The organism is Pseudomonas sp. GD04058, assembly GCF_029836855.1.
Classification (GTDB): Bacteria; Pseudomonadota; Gammaproteobacteria; order Pseudomonadales; family Pseudomonadaceae; genus Aquipseudomonas; species Aquipseudomonas bharatica.
Map to the genome: position 1 here is coordinate 39,427 of NZ_JAOECN010000011.1, position 19,327 is coordinate 58,753.

General features: G+C 62.4%; 12 protein-coding genes and 2 tRNA genes. 7 read left to right on the forward strand and 7 right to left on the reverse strand.

Annotated features, from left to right (window positions below; translation table 11 throughout):
• Window positions 1–436 precede the first annotated feature (436 nt).
• Complete coding sequence (locus tag N7650_RS12075; RefSeq protein ID WP_279898365.1) at window positions 437–4,738, reverse strand: NEL-type E3 ubiquitin ligase domain-containing protein; 4,302 nt, start codon at window positions 4,736–4,738, stop codon at window positions 437–439.
• 172 nt (window positions 4,739–4,910) lie between these two features.
• On the opposite strand from N7650_RS12075, the gene N7650_RS12080 reads away from it, so the two are divergent.
• Window positions 4,911–9,347 carry an NEL-type E3 ubiquitin ligase domain-containing protein gene (locus tag N7650_RS12080; protein ID WP_279898368.1) on the forward strand — a complete coding sequence of 1,479 codons (4,437 nt, stop codon included), beginning with the start codon at window positions 4,911–4,913 and terminating at the stop codon, window positions 9,345–9,347.
• Window positions 9,348–9,369: 22 nt separating this feature from the next.
• Here the strand turns inward: N7650_RS12080 and N7650_RS12085 are convergent, their stop codons facing one another.
• Both N7650_RS12085 and N7650_RS12090 read right to left on the reverse strand, forming a co-directional pair.
• On the reverse strand, window positions 9,370–10,407 hold the full coding sequence (locus N7650_RS12085) for an AraC family transcriptional regulator (RefSeq protein ID WP_279898370.1): 1,038 nt from the start codon (window positions 10,405–10,407) through the stop codon (window positions 9,370–9,372).
• Window positions 10,408–10,469: 62 nt separating this feature from the next.
• Window positions 10,470–11,024: an NAD(P)H-dependent oxidoreductase gene (locus tag N7650_RS12090; protein ID WP_009394646.1), complete on the reverse strand. Its 555-nt coding sequence runs from the start codon at window positions 11,022–11,024 to the stop codon at window positions 10,470–10,472.
• Between the two features lie 151 nt (window positions 11,025–11,175).
• On the opposite strand from N7650_RS12090, the gene N7650_RS12095 reads away from it, so the two are divergent.
• The 3 genes from N7650_RS12095 to N7650_RS12105 all read left to right on the forward strand — a co-directional run bounded on the left by N7650_RS12095 (window position 11,176) and on the right by N7650_RS12105 (window position 14,749).
• Window positions 11,176–11,394 carry a hypothetical protein gene (locus tag N7650_RS12095; RefSeq protein ID WP_009394644.1) on the forward strand — a complete coding sequence of 73 codons (219 nt, stop codon included), beginning with the start codon at window positions 11,176–11,178 and terminating at the stop codon, window positions 11,392–11,394.
• Between the two features lie 161 nt (window positions 11,395–11,555).
• The gene (locus tag N7650_RS12100) at window positions 11,556–13,652 is read left to right on the forward strand and encodes an ATP-binding protein (RefSeq protein ID WP_279898372.1); all 2,097 of its coding nucleotides are present in this window, start codon (window positions 11,556–11,558) and stop codon (window positions 13,650–13,652) included.
• Between the two features lie 86 nt (window positions 13,653–13,738).
• Window positions 13,739–14,749 carry a WYL domain-containing protein gene (locus tag N7650_RS12105; RefSeq protein ID WP_037058472.1) on the forward strand — a complete coding sequence of 337 codons (1,011 nt, stop codon included), beginning with the start codon at window positions 13,739–13,741 and terminating at the stop codon, window positions 14,747–14,749.
• On the opposite strand, the gene N7650_RS12110 is transcribed toward N7650_RS12105, so the two are convergent.
• Window positions 14,734–15,501, reverse strand: coding sequence for an NAD-dependent deacylase (locus N7650_RS12110; RefSeq protein ID WP_279898385.1), 768 nt, complete (start codon window positions 15,499–15,501; stop codon window positions 14,734–14,736). The two genes, N7650_RS12105 and N7650_RS12110, sit on opposite strands and share 16 nt — an antisense overlap.
• Before the next feature lie 145 nt (window positions 15,502–15,646).
• A tRNA-Val gene (locus tag N7650_RS12115) sits at window positions 15,647–15,723 on the reverse strand.
• A 310-nt stretch (window positions 15,724–16,033) separates the two neighbouring features.
• Here N7650_RS12115 and N7650_RS12120 point away from each other — a divergent pair.
• Both N7650_RS12120 and N7650_RS12125 read left to right on the forward strand, forming a co-directional pair.
• The gene (locus N7650_RS12120) at window positions 16,034–16,348 is read left to right on the forward strand and encodes a DUF4258 domain-containing protein (RefSeq protein WP_009394635.1); all 315 of its coding nucleotides are present in this window, start codon (window positions 16,034–16,036) and stop codon (window positions 16,346–16,348) included.
• Window position 16,349: 1 nt separating this feature from the next.
• Window positions 16,350–16,778, forward strand: coding sequence for a helix-turn-helix domain-containing protein (locus N7650_RS12125; RefSeq protein ID WP_009394630.1), 429 nt, complete (start codon window positions 16,350–16,352; stop codon window positions 16,776–16,778).
• A 94-nt stretch (window positions 16,779–16,872) separates the two neighbouring features.
• Here the strand turns inward: N7650_RS12125 and N7650_RS12130 are convergent.
• Window positions 16,873–16,949, reverse strand: a tRNA-Val gene (locus N7650_RS12130).
• Between the two features lie 224 nt (window positions 16,950–17,173).
• On the opposite strand from N7650_RS12130, the gene N7650_RS12135 reads away from it, so the two are divergent.
• Window positions 17,174–18,457 (forward strand): FAD-binding oxidoreductase, encoded by a 1,284-nt coding sequence (locus tag N7650_RS12135; RefSeq protein WP_009394629.1) that lies wholly within the window; start codon window positions 17,174–17,176, stop codon window positions 18,455–18,457.
• 118 nt (window positions 18,458–18,575) lie between these two features.
• Here N7650_RS12135 and N7650_RS12140 read toward each other — a convergent pair whose 3' ends face one another.
• On the reverse strand, window positions 18,576–19,235 hold the full coding sequence (locus tag N7650_RS12140) for a peptidase C39 family protein (RefSeq protein ID WP_064303851.1): 660 nt from the start codon (window positions 19,233–19,235) through the stop codon (window positions 18,576–18,578).
• Between the last annotated feature and the right edge of the window lie 92 nt (window positions 19,236–19,327).

A 19,327-nucleotide genomic window follows, 5' to 3' on the forward strand; every position in this document is an offset into this window, starting at 1 on the left:
ACGGTTCAGGTCGTCATCCGCCGGTTGGTACTGCCAAAGCGGAGTTGCTCTTCTAAGACAACGATTCGTCTCATTACTCGCACCCTCCGCCGGCGGGACCGAAAACCGTTCGTTATACCAGTTGATGGTCAGGTCGACCGGCTCCGGTTCCGGCTGTTATCTGGTAGACCCTGCAACCCTTGCGGCCTACGGCCCATTACTGGAAAGGAAAAGCGTCTATGATGCGGCGGGCGTCATGAGCAATGTCCTGGTGAAATCCCAGTCCCTTCTCCCCGGATCGTTAGCCTCGAAAGTGCTGACCAGTGGCAAGTCCGTCACGCGTTTGCACGAAGATGACGAACCCGCGGCCCACGACGAACTATTGAACTTGTTAGTCCGCCAGCGTGACAGGAACCGACCGCAGCGTACCCGGTGGCAACCACCGGGTACATCGACCTCAATAGAGCACGTTATCCGTCAACTCGCTTTCCAGCCTGCGCAAATGCTCTTCTCGCCGGTTTCCCAGCTCTTTCATTTTTTGCAGGTAAACACCTTCAGCCAGAACCGACTGCTGCGCGCCGAGCTGCTCCAGCTCTCGCCAGTAGATATCCTCCACCTGCTCGAATCGTGCGGGGAACTCTTTACGCAAATACTCCCGCCAGAAATCAAGATTATTGACGAAGGCGGGAAACCGATTGCTCGCTTCAGCCTGCGTTACTTGCTCGATGGCATGCTGCACCTGCACCGGGGTCAATTTGACCAGGTCCGAGAACTTTGTAGTCACGGGTTGGCCAGGCAGGTGCAACTGCTCTTTCAACGCCATCCGATAGGCGAGGCTGATTTCGATTTCATCGACCTCCTTGCCGCTACGTGATCGTTCAACCATATCGGCACGGGCGATGTTCTGAAGCTGCTCGAGTCGAAACAGTCCACGGACGAGTCGGGTGATGTCCAAACGCTTGGGTATCCCGCCTCCGGCAGAACCGATTTGATAGACCAGACATCTTACTTCGAGGTCACTGAATACGTTCGCAACACTGTCAATGCACCTGACGGGCTGGGCGGCGACGTTGAACAGGGCTTCGCGCAAACCTGTATCTTCGTGCATGCTCGTGAGCATGGACCAGATACGGCCGCACAGATCGGAATGCGCATTCTTGAAGTCAGTCGTGTCCTTCAACCTGGCGATAATTTCGAAGAAATCGCGCGCGCCCTCTTCCATCGCGACGCTGTTCCATAGCGTGACCCGATCCGACCTTTCCTGCCCCTTGAACGGCTTCAGGCATGCTCGAAGGGTGTCATCCAGAGAACGCAGGAATTGATCCTGGGCGGCATAGAACCAATGATCCAGGCCCACGTTATCCTGATCACTCAGCAACAAGGCATTCTGGATTCTCGGCAACAGTCCACTCTCACCTCCCGGCATCCTCCGGATACCATTTCCGCGCAGATCGGCAAACTCTAGGAACGGCAAGCTAATCAGGCTTTCCGGCACCACACCCAATTTGCAATCACGCAGCCGGATCACCCCCAACGCCGTCAGCCCATGCAAGTCCAGCCCCACGCTCAGATCGATCCCGGTCAGGTCTAGCGTCTGCAGTCCATTCAGTGAACCTATGATCTGCTTTTCCTCCGGTTGCAATACGAACGTGTTGCGCCTCATGCTCAACACTTTCAATTTGCGCATGGTACGCAAGGCCGCCGGGACTCGTTCAAGGCCACATCTCTCCAGTACGAGGACCTTGAGCGATTTGAAACACGAGAGGAACCGATCCGCGTTATCGGAAAGCCGTGCATTGTGAATCCGCAGGTCGGTGACATGGGAAAAGTCGACCTCGGGAAACTCACCCAGCCCATCGAACTCCCGAGAGTCGATCTTCAAGGAATAGCCAAGGATCCGCCCCCCATGATCACGGATCGCCGTGGTTTGCCTTCGCCAGCAACGCTTTATTTTCCTGATGATCCATGAGCGCTTCAGCTTTCCAAGACCTTGCCCCTGTTCTCGCCAGGCATGCAACGCTTGCTCCAGCCGGCGATAGTCCTCCTGGTAATCCAGCAACCGGCTGAAAACGTCTCCTCCCTGCGCAGCCGTCTGATCAAGAAATGCCTGGATCTGGTCATTATCGAAACCCGGATACAAAGACCGCGCCATCCTCGCCAACAGGGATATCCGTGCCGGTGCTCTTCCACTGAGCGGATACCCCAAGCGCCCGTCGGCAAGCCGCAGAACCGGCCGGAAAGCGGGTGTTTGCTGCGCGAGGTTCAACCAGCCTGATACAAGTTCCCGCTTCTCCAGCACCTTTGCAGTGACACGTTGTCTTGCCTGTTTCCCGTCTTTCCATCCCAGACGGCTGCAAGGTTCAGTACCCAACACATCGATGATCGCCTTGTAAATATCGTCGAACGCCTCCAGGCGCGTGCCTCTGTCAACCTGCACTCGCCCTGCTTCCGGGACGAGAATCGAAATCACAGGCGACTGTCCCGACTGGGAATAAAGCACCCCGCTCGCCGCCGGCGCGCTCTTCACGTGCAGGCTCAACTCTCTTGGCCACTCGGCTAGATTGCTGCAGGCAGCAAAGATCACCCGGACACTGTCGGGATTATGAAAGTTGTTGAAGTAGATACCTTCGAGCGCCCGCTTCACTCGTAATCCGCGAAGCATCCGGACAATACGCTGCCCAGTCGACAAGGGTATCCGCGAGCCCGACTCCAGTTGCTCCAGTTCGGCAGCGTTCATATGTTCAAGGAGCACGTCGGCGTAACGATCCGGCAGACCAGGAAAGTCGCGTCGCATAACATCGTGGCCCATGCCCGCGGCGCCCTTGGTTTCGCTCACCAGGGATTGGAAAAGCGGGTGCCGCTTCTGAAACACGGCATCAACCGTAACCGGCAATGGCTCTAAAAGCTGACGAGCACGTTCGAACAACTCGGAATCGGACTCACGGGCCCGCTCTGCACTCACTGCAATGTTGTCCAGTAACCGGTCTATTCGCCGGTCGGCCTGAAAACGCTCCAGCGAGTCTCTCAACTCCACCGGGATCGAATGCTCCTCGACGAGACAACCTCGTAGATAGGACTCGTCAATCCCGGAAATCCTCAACAGATCGTTGAGCTGATCATCACCCAGATCCTGGGTGTCAGTGTCCTCTCGCGACAGCATTCGAGCGGCACCGGTCCACTCCAGCGGATGCACCTCGGAACGCCACCAACCCTCTTGTTCATTGCTATTGAGCAAGAAAGTGGATGAACCGGCCCGTTCGGCTTGATTGGCCCATAGACGCCGAACATTATCCCGGCGTATGACAGGAATCAGATGTTGCAAATGCCCGACCGGAAGTTGCCTGGCAACGATATGAACGGCCGCCCCGGTGATCGCAGAAACCGCAACAGTGCGCAGCGCCCCCATGAAATGATCCAGCGCTTGCGTGCACTCACCATGGGTCCAGTCTTCCACACCTTCATACACTTGGCTCAGCAAGTCTTTCACCGTCGCGACCAGCATCAACTCCCCCACACCAGGAATGAACGAGCCCAATAGCTGCAACGCCCCCAGGCCCGCACTTTCCAGTTGCTCTGCCTTTTTTCGATAGGCCGCGTCGTCTAGCAGTGCAACGGGGACGATGAGGGCGGCGGCGTCGGCCTTGATGCGCCATATTTGCCTCGTCGCCAAAATATCGAAGAGCTTGCTGCCGACGCCCCGGGTAGTGATTTCCAATTCGGGCGTGGCGCCCTGCGCCGATAATCTTTCAGCTATATCCAACTGACGATCGCGCTGGAACTGGCCAATGAACCACCGTCGGTATTCCGGCTCGGCCAACTGCTCGCCCAAGGCATGTCTCAGTGCATACCACGATGCATATTGACGGAAGGGCCGTAGCCGATCCCCTGGCAAGTAAAGAATCACCTGCCGTACCAGGCCTGACTTGTACCAGCGCACAGCGCCAGACAAGGGTTCCCCTATGGCCTCGAACACCAGCGCATTGGCCAACAGGACGCCGAAGACATCGACAGAAACACAGCGCACGGGGAGTTCCCCGTAACCCAGTGACCCCGAGTCAACGTCCAGGCACATCTTCAATGCGTGTTCATCCAGCTCGCCTTGCAGGTAACTGCAATAGGCGTTGGCGAAGAACAGGTCGCGCTGAGCACCGGATAACAGCGCCAGCCGCTGATGTCGCGAATCGGGATCGACGGGATAAATGACACCGTCTATGTGCTCCAGATAGCGTTTTCCGATATCTGCCTGACGACAGCGAGCAGCGACCCGCTCCGGTTCGAGCGGCAAGAGTTCGCCGTTCTCGACCACGCCGGAGCCCGGGTAATAGAACGAATCATCACATTGTGCAGTTTCAAAACCCCGTAGCAGGCGACGCAAGAGGTCCTGCGATTTCGAATACCGGCGAAACCCTGGAAGATCGACATCATTAATTCGTACTGGTGGCTGTTCCACATGCAGCCCGAACTCCAGCCATTCGCTCTTTGCAATATCGATATCCCGACCGAGCAACTCGTTGAAAAGAGCGCCGTAGTGTGACACTGCAAATGTGTCCGCCGGTTCGATTGCAGACAACAACTGCTCGATTGCCACATGGCTGGAGTGGTATCGGGAAAGACTCGCATGCAAATGATCAAGTTGCTCCGCTGTGGCGGACTTGATCCAGTGCGGTGCAATAGTACAAATGAACCGATTGATTTCCGTACCGTCATCCAGGTCGGGCTGGACGGCTGCAATTGGCGGGGGCGGCGTAAGTTCACTCATGGGCAAGGCTCCTCGGGTTGAAGAGCCGCAGGCTAGGAACGGACGCTTGCCAGCGAATAGATGGAAATGCATCACGGCGTGCCTGCAGGCTTTTCCCGGAGGGGCGTGTTCCCGCTGACAGCGACTGACCTCATCCCTCTAGGCTCCCGGCTTTGAAACCCAGGAGCCTCCCATGAACGACACGCCCCCGCTCACCGATGCCCACGCCCTCGACCGCTTCATCGCCGCCAACAGTCCCGAATGGCTGAAACGCGCCTCCATCGAACAGCTCGACGCCTTGCGCGAAAGCCTGTCCAGCCACCACCACCTTCAGGCCCGGGTCGGCGAATTGCTCGGGCGCATCCAGGCCCCGAAGCACTTCGCCGAGCCACGGTTGCTCGAGATGCTGCGCGGGCTTGGTTGCACACCGCAGCCGGCCAGGTCGGTGTGGCGCGATATCCGCCTGAGCGTGAAGATGCCGGTGTTCCGCATCACCGATGTGGATTTGCCATCATTCCACTACTACCCGGTGGACAGAGACCTGTGGAGCCGTCTGCTGGGCAATTTCGAGCAGGATGAGGCGCAGCCCGGGGCCCATTACCCGGGCACCGGCATCGTTGAGGACGGCAGGCTGCTGGCTTGCGCGCCAGCCGAAGTCGCGGCGCGATGCCGCAAGCTGGACCTGGGCGGGCAATACCAACAGCATTTGCGTGAGGTCCTGGAGCCCGAAGATCCGCTGCAGCGCCAGCAGATCATCAAGCTGCTGAGCGACGACAAGCGCGCGGCCCTGGCTGCCCATGCCCGCTGTGCCTTGCTCAAGGGCGAGATCGATGCCGACGCCGAGCAATTGCTGCTGGAGCTGGCCAATGATCGCCCGGCCAGTGACGCCAGCATCGGGCATCTGCAACTGCTCGGCTTCGACGTGCACGGCGCACTGTTGTTGCAGGCATCCGCCAGCCATCCGAAGCTCGCCGGTCAGGTACTGCTGTACCTGGCCAACGACCCCGACCGGGCAATACGCCAGTGCGTATCGCTGGCCGCGCTCAATGACGACCTGGCTTCCTGTCTGCGCAATGCGGATTACGCCGAGTTCATCAGTCGACAACTGCAACGGGACGACCGTCTGAGCTTCCTCGGCATGCTGCAGTCCAGCCTGTTGGCAGCATTACCGACGTTGCAGGTGCGAAGCCTGGCGACCGGACCTGCGCCTTTCGAATGGCTGGCGCGACAACAGATCGCCAGAATCCGCTCGGATGCCGCGCAACTGCTGGTACCTACCGCTGCGATCGACCAGGCACTGCATCGCCAGCGCATGGAAGCGCTCAAGTCCGTCGGCGCGAATGTGGGCAGCCTGCTCGCCTCGTTTATCCCGGGGATCGGCGAACTGATGCTGGCGGGGCTGATCAAGGACGTGCTTTCGGAAACCTACGAGGGCGTGGTCGACTGGAGCCACGGCCAACGCCAGGAGGCGCTAGACCATTTGTTCGGCGTGGTCGGCAATCTGGCGATCACCGCGCTGGTCGGTGCAGGAGTGGGCATGGTCGCGCGCCAGCTCAAGCGCAGCGCGTTCGTCGATGTTCTGCTGCCTGTGGTCCGTAGCGATGGCAGGCGGGTGCTTTGGTCGGCGCAGCGCTCCAACCACCAGGCACCTCTGGCCCTGCAGCAACCCGCCGATGCCGATGGCCTGGTGCGGGTGCAGGGACGCCATTGGTGGCGCAACGGCGAGCAACTGCTCGAAGTGCGACGGCCCACGGCCGAGGCACGCTGGCGCATCGTCCACCCATCGCGCCGCGGGGCCTGGACCCCGGAACTGACCGGCAACGGCGACGGCGCCTGGTGGCAGAGCGGCGAGGACCCGTTGCAATGGCAGGGCCGCGCTGCACTGTTGCGTCGCTTCGGGCCACGTACCGACGGCCTGAGCCCAGTGGCCTGCGAACAGGTTGCGGCGATCTGCGGCCATGACGAGGCAAGCCTGCGCGGGTTGCTTGTAGAGCGTCGGCCCATGCCGGTGGAACTGGTCCAGGTCCTGGCCGACTTCAGCCTGGATGCGCGCATCGCCGACTTCTTCGAACAGCTCGACGACGGCACCCCGATTGACCGGCTGGATGCCGGCCTTTGTGCCGCCGCCCGGGAGCTGCAGCCCGCCTCCCCCACCGTCGACGACGAGCGCCTGGCCTGGACAGCCGATGCACAGGCGTTGCGGCCAGCACTGTTCGAACAGCTGGCGCGGCAGACCGCTCCTACCCTGGACGCCACAGGCCTGCGCGTGCAGCAACTGTTCCCCGGGCTGCCCGAGCGTTTCATAGAAGCCTTGCTGGCGGATACCGGCGAGTTGCATGCCGAGCAGCGCCTGCCCCTGGAGCTTCAGGAAAAAGCCCGCCAGGCCATGCGCGAGGTACGCGTTCTGCAGGCGCTGGAAGGACTGTATCTGGACAGCCGTTGTGGCAGCGATACGGTGCGCATGGTGTTTTCCCTGTTCCGCAGCTTGCCGCAGTGGCCCCGCGGGCTGAGCTTCGAACTGCGCGAAAACAGCTTCGATGGTCCTGTCATAGAACGGGTCCTGCCCCTGGCCGAGGCTTATGAGGTCCGGGTTCTGGTGGGCAGGGACGGGCAATTCCGCGCCTACGAAACCGGCGGAGCGGCATTGGGCCAGGCCAGCGGCAGCCTGTTCCAGGCCCTGGTGGACGGGCTTGGGGCCCAGCAACGCGCAGCCCTGGGGTGCAACGATGCCACGGCCATGCTCATCCTCCTGCGGCAGCAAGCCGACATCGACCGCGAGCGCTTGCCCGGCCTGCTCGGCATCAGTCGACCACCGGTTTACTTCCGCGCGCCGCAACGCCTGGCAGACGGGCGCCGCGGCTACCCACTCAGCGGTCGGGGACGTCCCGGCAGTACCACTCTCACCAGCATGGTGCGCAGCCTGTATCCCGGGTTCAGCGAACTGGAGGCCAGAGTCTGGCTGGAGCAGATCCAGCAACTGGACGGCGATCCCATGGGCGCTCTGTTGCGCGGTCAGGAAAACCTGCGCAACCTCGACCAGGCACTGGCCCGCTGGACGCAGGGCGCCCCGTTGCTGGCCCGCGGCGCGCGGCGCCGGGTGGCCGACGAAATTCGCCGCGGCTGGTGCCGGCAAACCTCATCGGTAACGGATATGGAAGGCCGCATCATCGGTTATCGACTGGACCTGGCACGCTCCCTCGGCGGCGACCTGCCGGAACTGCCGGAAGCAGTGGACTTCTCCCATGTGCTGGAGCTCAACCTCTCCGGCGCCAGGCAGGGTATCGCGGTAAACGGCTTCCTGCGTAGCTTCACCCGATTGCGCTGGCTTGACCTCGGACACAACACCTGTGAGCGGATCCCGCCGGCGCTGGCGAGCATGACCGAGTTGCAGGAGCTGTATCTGGACGGCAACCAGATCTGCATGGACGACTCCAGCCAGGCTACGCTGTCCGGACTGAACCGCCTGGAGGTGCTGAGCCTGGATCGCAATCCACTCGGTCGCAGCCCCGACGTTAGTCCCCTGCTACGCCTGCGACGCCTGAGCCTGCGCGGTACGGGTATCGCGGCCCTGCCAGGGGGCCTGGTCAACCGGGCCTTCCTGGAACTTGCAGATCTGCGCGGCAACCAGCTGGAGCAGTTGCCGGAGGCGTTCTTCTCTGCATCCGCGCGCATCCGCAGCGCTACCGTGCTGTTCGACAATCCGTTGCATCCCGAGGTGCGCGAGCGCTTGTGGGGGCTTGGCGAGATGGACAGGGCGGGCCTGGAACAGAGCACCAGCGATGAGGTCTGCGAACAGTGGCTGGCCGGCATGCACGATGACCTCATGCGCGAGCGTGCCGGACAATGGCAGAGCCTGCGCGCCGAGCCGGGTTCGACAGCATTCTTCAGCTTGATCGGCGACCTGCTGGACACCGCCGAGTACCGCCTGGCGCCGGAGCATCTACAACAGCGCGTATGGCAGATGATCGCCGCCGCGGTGGAAAACACCGCCTTGCGCGAGTCGTTGTTCGAGCTGGCCAATGCACCGACCACGTGCGTGGACAGTGTGTCATCGAGCTTTAGCGTGCTCGATGTACGTCTGCAGGTCAGCCTGGCTGCCGCCAGGGTGCCCGAGACCGAGCATGGGACGGCGCTGCTCGCCTTCGCCCGCCGCCTGTTCCGCCTGGATCGCCTGGAAAAGCACGCCTTGCAGTTGATTGCGCAGCGGCACCTGGCGGGCGAACTGGTGGACGAAGTGGAAATCAGCCTGGCCTTGCGCGTGCGCCTGGCCGAGGTCCTGCAATTGCCCGGACAGCCCCGGCACATGCAGTTCGGCGACATGGCCGCATTGTCCGGCCTTGATCTCGCCCAAGCCAGGACGGCGGTGGAGACTGCCGAGGCCAGTCCCGCGCTGGCCGACTTCATCGCCCGCCAGGATTTCTGGCTCGAGCATCTGCGCGAACGACACGGGTCGGACTTCCGACGTATAGAGGCACGTTTCTGGGACAGCCTCGAACGCCTGTGCGAAGCCCGGACGCAGATGCCGGAAGGCGATTATCTGCAGCGCATGAACCAGCTCGGCATGGAGCGTGAAAACGCCCTGCACGAGCAGGCACGGACTTTCACCGAACAGGCCCTGGACGCCGGCTGATCGCAAAAGGAAGCAGGCCCCTTCAGGAACTGGCCAGTACCAGCGTCCGGTAATGCCCGGGACTGCTCCCGGACCACTTGCGGAAGGCCTTGTGGAAAGAGCTCACATCGGCAAAGCCCAGGCGTTCGGCAATCTCGGCAAAGCCTAGGTCCGGTTGCGCCAGCCAGCCGATCGCCAGTTCCTTGCGCACACTGTCCTTGAGTGCCTGGTAGGTCTGACCTTCTTCGGCCAGCCGGCGGCGCAGTGTCGAGGCGGAGATGCACAGGTGCCGGGCCAGTGTTTCGGTTTCCGGCCACTGCGCAGCCGGGCGCTGGCGCAGATCGTCCTTGATGCGCCGCGCCAGGCTTTCCGGATCGCGGTACTTGACCAGGATATTGCCGGGCGCCTGGGCCAGGAACCGCTGCAATTCCTCGGCACTGCGCTTGACCGGCAGGTCGAGGCAATCGGCGGCGAAGATCATTCGCGTGCGCGGTCGCGAAAACTGCAGGTTCTGCGAGAACATCACCCGGTAGTCATCGCAGAAATCCGGTTCGGCGCAGCGCAGCTCGATGGCCAGGATCGGGATGCGCCGCCCGGCCAGCCAGCAGGCCACGCCGTGCACGATCATCCAGAAGGTGAAATAGGTGAAGGGCCGGCGCGCCTCCTGCTGCGGCTCGCCGATCACGATCTCGGCCAGGCTCTGCTGGCGCACCAGAACCGGCTGCAGGTGTTCGAATGTCAGGGTCAGGAATTCCAGGGCCGAGGCCAGCGCGGCGCCCACCGTGGGCTGGGCCATGGACGAGCGACAGATGAAGGCCAGGCTGCCGCTGCGCAGTCCGCGCGGGTCCATGCAGAAGAATTCGTCGTTGCAGCGTCGCGCCAGCAAGCGCCAGAGCCGGGCATAGGCGCTGGCCGGGACGCGGGCATCGGGCTGATCGAGCCGGGCCGGGTCGATACCGACCCGGCCCAGCACCTCGGCGGTGGCAACCCCCGGCGGGCAGCTTTGCAGCAGTGCTTCGCGCACCAATTGCATGGAGATGGTGTCTTTCGCCGTGTTCAACAGGGGTTCGCCTTGGGTCATGCCGGTACCGGCATCTTACGCCAGATTCAAGCGTGCAGTGCCAGCCTGGCGGCCCCGAACACTCAGCCCTGGTGTCTGGCCACCCACTTGGCATAACTGTCGATGAACCCCTGCAGGAACGGCCGCGACTTCTCCGACAGTTTCCCCTGCTCGTCGAACAGGCTCCCCGCGCCGCCCACATAGGCCTCCGGTTGCTGCATGCACGGCACATCGAGGAACACCAGGGACTGGCGCAGATGATGGTTGGCACCGAACCCGCCCACCGCCCCCGGCGACACGCTGATCACCGCTCCCGGCTTGCCGCTGAACACGCTCTGCCCGTAAGGCCGCGAACCCACGTCGATGGCGTTCTTCAAGGCCCCCGGCACCGAGCGGTTGTACTCCGGGGTGACGAACAGCAGCCCTTGGGTGTCCTTGATCTGCTCGCGGAAAGCCTTGTACGCCGCCGGCGGATCAACGTCGATATCTTCGTTGTACAACGGCAGCTCGCCGATCTCGACGATCTTAAGCTTCAGGCTCGACGGCGCAAGCTCACCCAGGGCCTGGGCCACTTTGCGATTCAAGGACGCCTTGCGCAGGCTGCCGACCAGCACCGCGACCGTATAAACCTGACTCATGAGCACCACCATCTGCGTGAATTAGGGAATAGACAGTTATAGATGATGGAGAAGTGGCGGGAGGTTTTTTTCCTGGTCCTACAAAACTTCCTACGGACCGGTAAGGTCTATGAACCACGCAGATCATTTTTTTTCAGAGGTCATAACCGAAATGACAGCAGTACTGGTCGGGCAATTTCATGCCAGGGACGCCGAAGGACGCATCTATCCCGTGCATGAGTTTCAGGAAGCCACCCTGCAGGCCGATGGAAGTGCCGCCTCGTTACCGATTACCACCTATCGCCTGGCTATCGGCGATCGGGTCAATCACCTGGGCGAAGATCGTTTCGAGCTGGTGCAGAGTGGCGTTGAGTTGATCCGCGTCCCCTGATTTCCCTTTGCGAGCGGCTCGATCGTGGGCCGTTCCTCTTTTCCTTCCGAAGAGCAATCTGCGCCGGTCATACCCCGCCTCATCCCCTCCATCTCCCTGACGACACATTGTGACCAACCCCTGGCCCATCCTGCGCGCCCACAGCCCCAGGAGAAGTCAACATGGCGATCTGTTTCAGCCCCCTCGGCCGCACCAGCCTGCGCGTCGCCGATACCTGTCCGTTGTCCCTGAGATGGAGCTACCAACTGCTGCTGGAACTGGGCGGACACCGCAACTTCATCACCCGCCACGGTTTCAACGACTATGAGCTGGCTCATGAACTGGGCCTGCAGAAATGGGCCGAGGACGACACCTTCGATATGGCACGGGTACTGGCCGCCCTGCGCAGGAGCGCGCGCACCTTCCACGCGCAGCACCCGCAACCAGCCTACCCGGACCGACTGGGCAACAACCTGGCGGCGTTGGCCGAGTTGCTGGGGCTGAACGAGGCCGAGTTGCGCATCCTTGGCTTCTGCGTACTGATGTTCTGCGACCCGACCCTGAGCGATGCTACCGACCAATTGGGCCTGCTGGGTATCAATCGGACCATGAAAGTGCTGTCGGTCCTGCTCGGGCTTGATCTGCCCACCGTGGAAGCCTGCCTGGCACGTGGGAGCACCCTGATGCGCAGCGGCCTGCTCGAACTGGGCACCGTCAACCGCGCGGCCATGGCCCTGAGTTCGATGCTGTCGATCAGCAATACCGAGCTGCCCAGCCTGCTGCGTTTCAGCCAGGGCCGGCCCCTGGAATTGTTCGCCTACGCCTTCCGTCCGAGCCCGCCGGGGAACCTGAGCGCCGAGCACTACAGCCATCTGAAGCACTCGCTGGGCATTGCCGAACGCTATCTGGAAAAGTCCCTCGCCCAGCGGCGCCCGGGGGTCAACATCCTGCTCTACGGCCCTCCCGGCACCGGCAAGACCCAATTGAGCCGGCTGATCTCAAGGAACCTCGGCTGCGTCCTGTACGAGGTGGCCTGCACCGACAAGCACGGCGACCCGGTCCAGGCCCGTCAGCGCCTGTGCTCGCTGCGGGCGGCCGACAGCGTACTGCGTTCGCAGAGGGCGCTGCTGGTACTCGACGAAATCGAGGACATCTTCCACCACGCCAGCCCCGAAGCCGGCAGCCGCTCGCAGAAGGGCTGGATCAACCGCATGCTGGAAGAAAACGCCCTGCCCTGCTTCTGGCTGAGCAACAGCATCGAAGCGATGGACGCCGCGCATATCCGCCGTTTCGACCTGGTCATCGAAGTGCCCAACCCGCCTTTGGCGCAACGTCGCAAGCTGTTGCGTGAATGCAGCGGCGGCAAGCTGGGCGATGAATTGGTCGAGCACCTTTGCAGCCATGAACAGATGACCCCGGCCGTGCTAGAGCGGGCGATACGGGTGGGACGCAGCCTCGCCCAACGCGCCGGAAAACCGCTGGACAACGCCGTTCGCAGCATCGTCGACAACACCCTGAAGGCCCAGGGTTTCGAGCGGCTGCAGCCCGACGAGCAAGGCTTGCCGCCCTTCTATTCGCCACAGTGGATCAACACCGACCTGGCACTCGACGGCCTGGTCAGCGGCCTGCAGGCCCACTCCCAGGCCCGCCTGTGCTTCTACGGGCCACCGGGCACCGGCAAGACCGCACTCGGCCACTGGCTGGCCCGCGAGCTGGGCAAGCCGCTGATGGTCAAGCGCGTATCCGACCTGGTCTCGCCCTACGTCGGCAGCACCGAGAAGAACCTGGCCGATGCCTTTGAACGGGCCCGCCAGGAAGAGGCAGTGTTGCTGCTGGACGAGGTCGACAGTTTTCTCAGGGACCGACGCAAGGCCCGGCAGAGTTGGGAACTCACCGCAGTGAACGAAATGCTCACGCAAATGGAAAGCTACAGCGGGCTGTTCATCGCCTCGACCAACCTGATGTCCGACCTCGATGAAGCCTCGCTGCGCCGCTTCGATCTCAAGGTACATTTCGGCTATCTGAACCCGACGCAGATCCGCAACCTGTTCGCTGCACACCTGAAAGCCCTTGGCCTGAAGGATGCCGGTGGCCGCGCCGTGCAGGGCCTGCTCGACGAAACCTGCCTGACGCCGGGGGATTTCGCCCTGGTCGCCCGCCGTGCGCGCTTCAAACCCTTTGCCAGCGCCGCCGGGCTGGCCAGTGCACTGCTTGCCGAATGCCAGCTGAAGCCCGCGGCCCGGCAACGCCCGATCGGCTTCGCCGCCTGGACCAACTAATGCTTGCGAGGGGCTGCGGATCGGCAGAAACTCGCCCGCTTGATTGCTAGCCAAAGGCCAGCCCCGACCCCACAAGGATGATCCAGGTGCCTTCCGCCAAGACCCACAGCGCCCTCAATCGACAATGGGAACTGCTGCAGCAACTGCCCAAACGCCCGCCCGGCATCACCGTCAGCGAATTGCTGGCGCGCCTCACCGCCGCCGGCTACAGCATCAGCCGGCGCAGTATCGAACGAGACCTGCGCGACCTCTCGGTAGTCTTTCCCTTGCAATGCAACGATGGCGGTACGCCCTTCGGCTGGTACTGGAAGCCGGGCGTTAATGTGGAGTTGCAAGGCATCACCCTGACCGAAGCGGTCAGCCTCGCCCTGGTCGAGGATGCGGTTCGCCCACTCTTGCCGGGAAGCATGCTGAGCGTGCTGGAACCACGCTTCGAACACGCCCGGGCCAAGCTCAAGGGCCTGGGCGACGGTAATCCGGCCGCACGCTGGCCGGACAAGGTCGCCAGCGTGCGACCGGATTTCAATCTGCAGGCACCCCAGGTCCAGGCACGGATCCTCGAGCCGCTGCAGCAGGCATTGATCAGCGAACGGCAGGTGCAGTGCCAGTATTATTCAGCGCACAACGACAAGCTCAGCGAACTGACCCTCAATCCACTGGCAATCGTGCAGCGCGGCCTGATCACCTACCTGATCGCCACCGCCGAGCCCTATACCGATGTCCGCCAGTTCGCCGTGCACCGGTTCCGCAACGCCGTCTTGCTCGATTCATCCTGCCGGGGCCTGGATTCCTTCGAACTGCAGGCCTACCTCGACAGCGATGCCCTGCAGTTCGGCAAACCAGAGAAGATCCGCTTGCAGGCATGGGTCAGCGAGCACCAGGCCCGGCTGATCCGCGAAACGCCACTGAGCAGCGACATGCAGTTGGAGGAAGTCGAGGACGGTTTCCACCTGAGCGCTACGGTGACCAATACCTGGCAACTGCACTGGTGGATCCTGTCGCTGGGCGATGCCTTGGTGGTGCACGAGCCACCCGCCCTGCGCCAGCAGATTGCCGGGACCCTGCAACGAGCAGCGGCGGCCTACGGGCCGGCCTGATCATCAGCCATTTGCAGAAGCAGGCGCGGCAGGATCTCTGCCGCGTCACCTGCCAGGGTGAAGGTCGTTGCCCCGTCCGCCGGCTCCGCGTCGAGATTGACATGCACCACCCTGGCACCGTTCTGTCGGGCCACCTGGGGAAGCTGCGCAGCAGGCATCACCAAGCCGGAAGTGCCGACCACCAGCAGCAGATCGCACGCCCTCGCGGCGGCCAGCGCCTCGCGCCAGGGCCGCTCAGGCAATGCCTCGCCGAACCAGACCACGCCGGGACGGATCCTGCCATTGCAACGCAGGCAACGAGGCGGCTCGATGCGCTCGCCCTCCTCGACCCGTGCCGGCTCGGCATCGCTGCCGGCGTAGGCCCGGGCACAGGCAAAACAGCGCGGCGCATGCAGGCTGCCGTGCAGATGGATTACCTCCTGGGACCCTGCACGCTCGTGCAGGTCATCGACATTCTGGGTCACCAGGGTCAGGCGCGGGACCCGGCGAGCCAGTTCGGCGATTGCAAGATGCGCCGGATTGGGCCTGGCGGCCAACACCTGGGCCCGCCGCCATTGATACCAGCCCCAGACCAGCGCCGGATCCTGGCGAAAGGCGTCGGCGGTGGCCAGGCTGGCCGGGTCGTAGCGGCTCCACAAGCCGCCCAGGGCATCGCGAAAGGTCGGAATGCCACTGCGCGCCGAAACGCCGGCGCCGGTAAAAACCAGTACATGGCGTGCGTCGCGCAGTATTCGCAGGTCGAACCCCGTCATCCTTCTCTCCTTGCTTCACGCTTCGTCAGACAGATTATCGAAATGGCCGACGACGATTCGCGTCGCGTCCGAAACGCGAAAAGCAAAAAGGGCGACCCTTTCGGATCGCCCTTTTCGCTGTACCGCCAACAGGAGCGGTGATGTTTGGTAGGCACAATTGGACTCGAACCAACGACCCCCACCATGTCAAGGTGGTGCTCTAACCAACTGAGCTATGTGCCTGCTGTGGGGCGGCATTCTACGCACTTGGCTGAGGCTGTCAACTGCAAGATTGAAGAAAATCTGCAAAAGAATCAGCGACTTCAAAAAGCGCGTGGCGGCAGACAAGGAAAACTCAACACAGGCCGCCCGGTCCCTGGTTACTTTTTGATCCAGCACAGCGCTTGCCCAGGGAAATCGTTTCGCCTGAGTCTCGTCGGCGGTCGATGCTCATCCCTTCTGCGAAGAACATTGGCCATCAATCAGCTACCAATTGACGAACCCAGGTTGCGCATTACCATAGAGTAACCTATAAAAATTATAGGTAACCGAAATGAGCCGTCAGCCTTTATGGACGAAGCAACAGCTCGAGGAATTCGTTCACGCATTGGCCAGGGATTCGGCCAGGGTCGTGTTCACGGGGCATTGCCTGCAGCGAATGGAGCAGCGCGGGGTGTCGACGGTCGAGGTACTGTCCTGCCTGCGTCGTGGATCCATCGTCCGCGGACCGTTCTACAACGCAGGACACCAGAGCTTCGAGTTCCGCATGAGCGAACCGGCGCCACGGGATATCGTCTGCGTCGTAGCGGCTGTAAAGCCGGTCGCAATCCCTGGCGAGCTTTTCGCCATTACCGTCTGGGAGATTTGAGATGTACGAATATACCGGCTGCGGCCTGAACGGGATCTTCCTGAAGAATGGCTACAAGATGGTGGAAACCTCGTATGGGGGTGGTGTGGTCATCGAAGACATCGATGGCCTGCACCGGGCCATTGCAGTAGACATTCTCGGCCAGACCACGCCGATGTCCGGGCATCAGTTTCGCTTCCTGAGAAAGGAGCAGGGCCTGGTCCAGAGCGAACTGGCAGCCCTGCTGCGCGTCGATGTGCAGACGGTCGCCAACTGGGAGAAGAAGGGCCTGGAGGCTGTGCCCGGGCCGGCGGATGTAGCGATGCGCGCCTGTTACTGCGCCTCTGTTCAGGTCCGCTTCGGGCCGGTGGTCGTCGAGCCAGACGCGAAGGCTGACGAATCCGCAGTCTTCGAGTGGAGCGATCACGCGTGGGTTGAGCGGGCCGCGTAAAGCCGGGACGGTTCGGGCAGACACAGCGAAAACAGAAAGGGCGACCCTCTCGGATTGCCCTTTCTGCTTGACCGCCAACAGGAGCGGTGATGTTTGGTAGGCACAATTGGACTCGAACCAACGACCCCCACCATGTCAAGGTGGTGCTCTAACCAACTGAGCTATGTGCCTGCTGTGAGGCGGCATTCTACGCTTTCGACAAGGTGTGTCAACGTTTTTTTCGCCTAAACCACTGAATAATAGAAATTTTTTACTTACGCTTGAGGCTTGGGGCCGGCTTTAGGGGATTTCGTCAGCCCGGCTGGCGGGTGTTTATTATTGTTGATAGGATTGGCGCATCCGTAAAAAATACAAAACACACAACTACGAAGTCATCGTTTAGAGGTTCACCGCGCATGGCCACCATCGCCTACCCACAATCCTATTACGCCGCCTCGGCCAATCCGGTACCCCAGCGCCCCGCCCTGCAGGAAGAAGTGCAGACCGATGTCTGCGTGATCGGTGCCGGCTACACCGGCCTGTCCAGCGCCCTGTTCCTGCTGGAGAACGGGTTCAGCGTCACCGTACTGGAAGCCGCCAAGGTCGGCTTCGGTGCGTCTGGCCGCAACGGCGGGCAGATCGTCAACAGCTACAGCCGCGACATCGATGTCATCGAACGCACCGTTGGCCCGCGCCAGGCGCAACTGCTGGGGCAGATGGCCTTCGAAGGCGGGCGCATCATTCGCGAGCGCGTCGCCAAGTACAACATCCAATGCGACCTGAAGGACGGTGGCGTATTCGCCGCCCTGACCAGCAAGCAGATGGGCCATCTGGAATCGCAGAAGCGCCTGTGGGAACGCTTCGGCCATACCCAGCTGGAACTGATGGACCAGAAGCGCATCCGCGAAGTGGTGGCCTGCGATAACTATGTCGGCGGCATGCTGGACATGAGCGGCGGTCATATCCACCCGCTGAACCTGGCGCTGGGCGAAGCCGCCGCCGTGGAATCCCTGGGCGGCAAGATCTACGAACAATCCCCAGCCGTGCGCATCGAGCGCGGCGCCAACCCGGTGGTGCATACGCCAAACGGCCGCGTGCGGGCCAAGTTCATCATCGTCGCCGGCAACGCCTACCTCGGTGGCCTGGTTCCGGAGCTGGCGGCCAAGTCCATGCCCTGCGGCACCCAGGTGATCACCACCGAACCGCTGAGCGACGAACTGGCGCGTACCCTGCTGCCGCAGGACTACTGCGTCGAGGACTGCAACTACCTGCTCGACTACTACCGCCTGACCAGCGACAAGCGCCTGATCTTCGGCGGCGGCGTGGTCTACGGCGCGCGTGACCCGGCGAACATCGAAGCGATCATCCGGCCGAAGATGCTCAAGGCCTTCCCGCAGTTGAAGGACGTGAAGATCGACTTCGCCTGGACCGGCAACTTCCTCCTGACCCTGTCGCGCCTGCCGCAGGTTGGCCGGATTGGCGACAACATCTACTACTCGCAAGGCTGCAGCGGCCACGGCGTGACCTACACCCACCTGGCCGGCAAGGTACTGGCCGAGGCGCTGCGTGGCCAGGCCGAGCGTTTCGATGCCTTTGCCGAGCTGCCGCACTACCCGTTCCCGGGTGGCCAGATGTTCCGCGTGCCGTTCAGTGCGATCGGCGCCTGGTACTACAGCCTGCGGGATCGCCTGGGGGTTTAATTGCTGCTGGCAGCAGGTTTATCCCTGCTGTCAGTCCCGGCCCTATCGCTGGCAAGCCAGCTCCCACACTGTGGGAGCTGGCTTGCCAGCGATAGGGCCTTCAAGAGCAACACAAGGCTCAGCGCCCGATCGCCTCGACCGCCTGCCGCGCCGCCTGCTCCTGCCCCGCCTGGGCCAGGTCATTGGCCGCCTTCAACCAGCGCTGCCGATCCACCGCGGCCGGCAACTGCCTTGGCTGCTGCACCAGCACCGCCCAACTGCCCTCTTTCTTCCACGCCGACTCGAACGCATCGAAGTCCATCAACAGCCGGCGGCTATTGCCCGCACGCAGCAATACCCGTTGCTTATACCGATCGAAGCCCACCAGCAGCCCGTAGCGCGGCTCGCTCCAGAAGGCCGAGCCCTCCTGGAAACGCACCAGCACCGGATAGCCCGCGGCGACCTGGCTCAGCAGCGCGGCCAGGCTGTGATCCAGCGGATAGACCAGCATGCCGTACTGACGCGCCGTGGTCTCAACCCCGGCCTGGAGCTTTTCGGCTTGTTTCGGCAGGCCCAGCAGCCCCGGCGTCACCCGCACGCCCTGCTGCGACAGCAACGCAGCCAGCGCCATCGGGGCACTCTGGTCGGCGTTGCCACGGAAGAACGGTACGGAGCTGAGCTCGACCCGCTGGGGCAATTGCTTGAGCTCGGAAGACGGCTGGCTGGCACACCCGGCCAGGCCGGCGGCCAGGAGAAAGGCCAGCATCAGGCGGCGCGGGGCAATGGAAAGGATCGGCATGGGTCCTCGCTCGACAGGGTCAAAGGGCCGATCATAGGCCGACGGACGGCAACGGTATAGCCCGCGCCGGGCTTGGAACAAAGCGGTCTAGC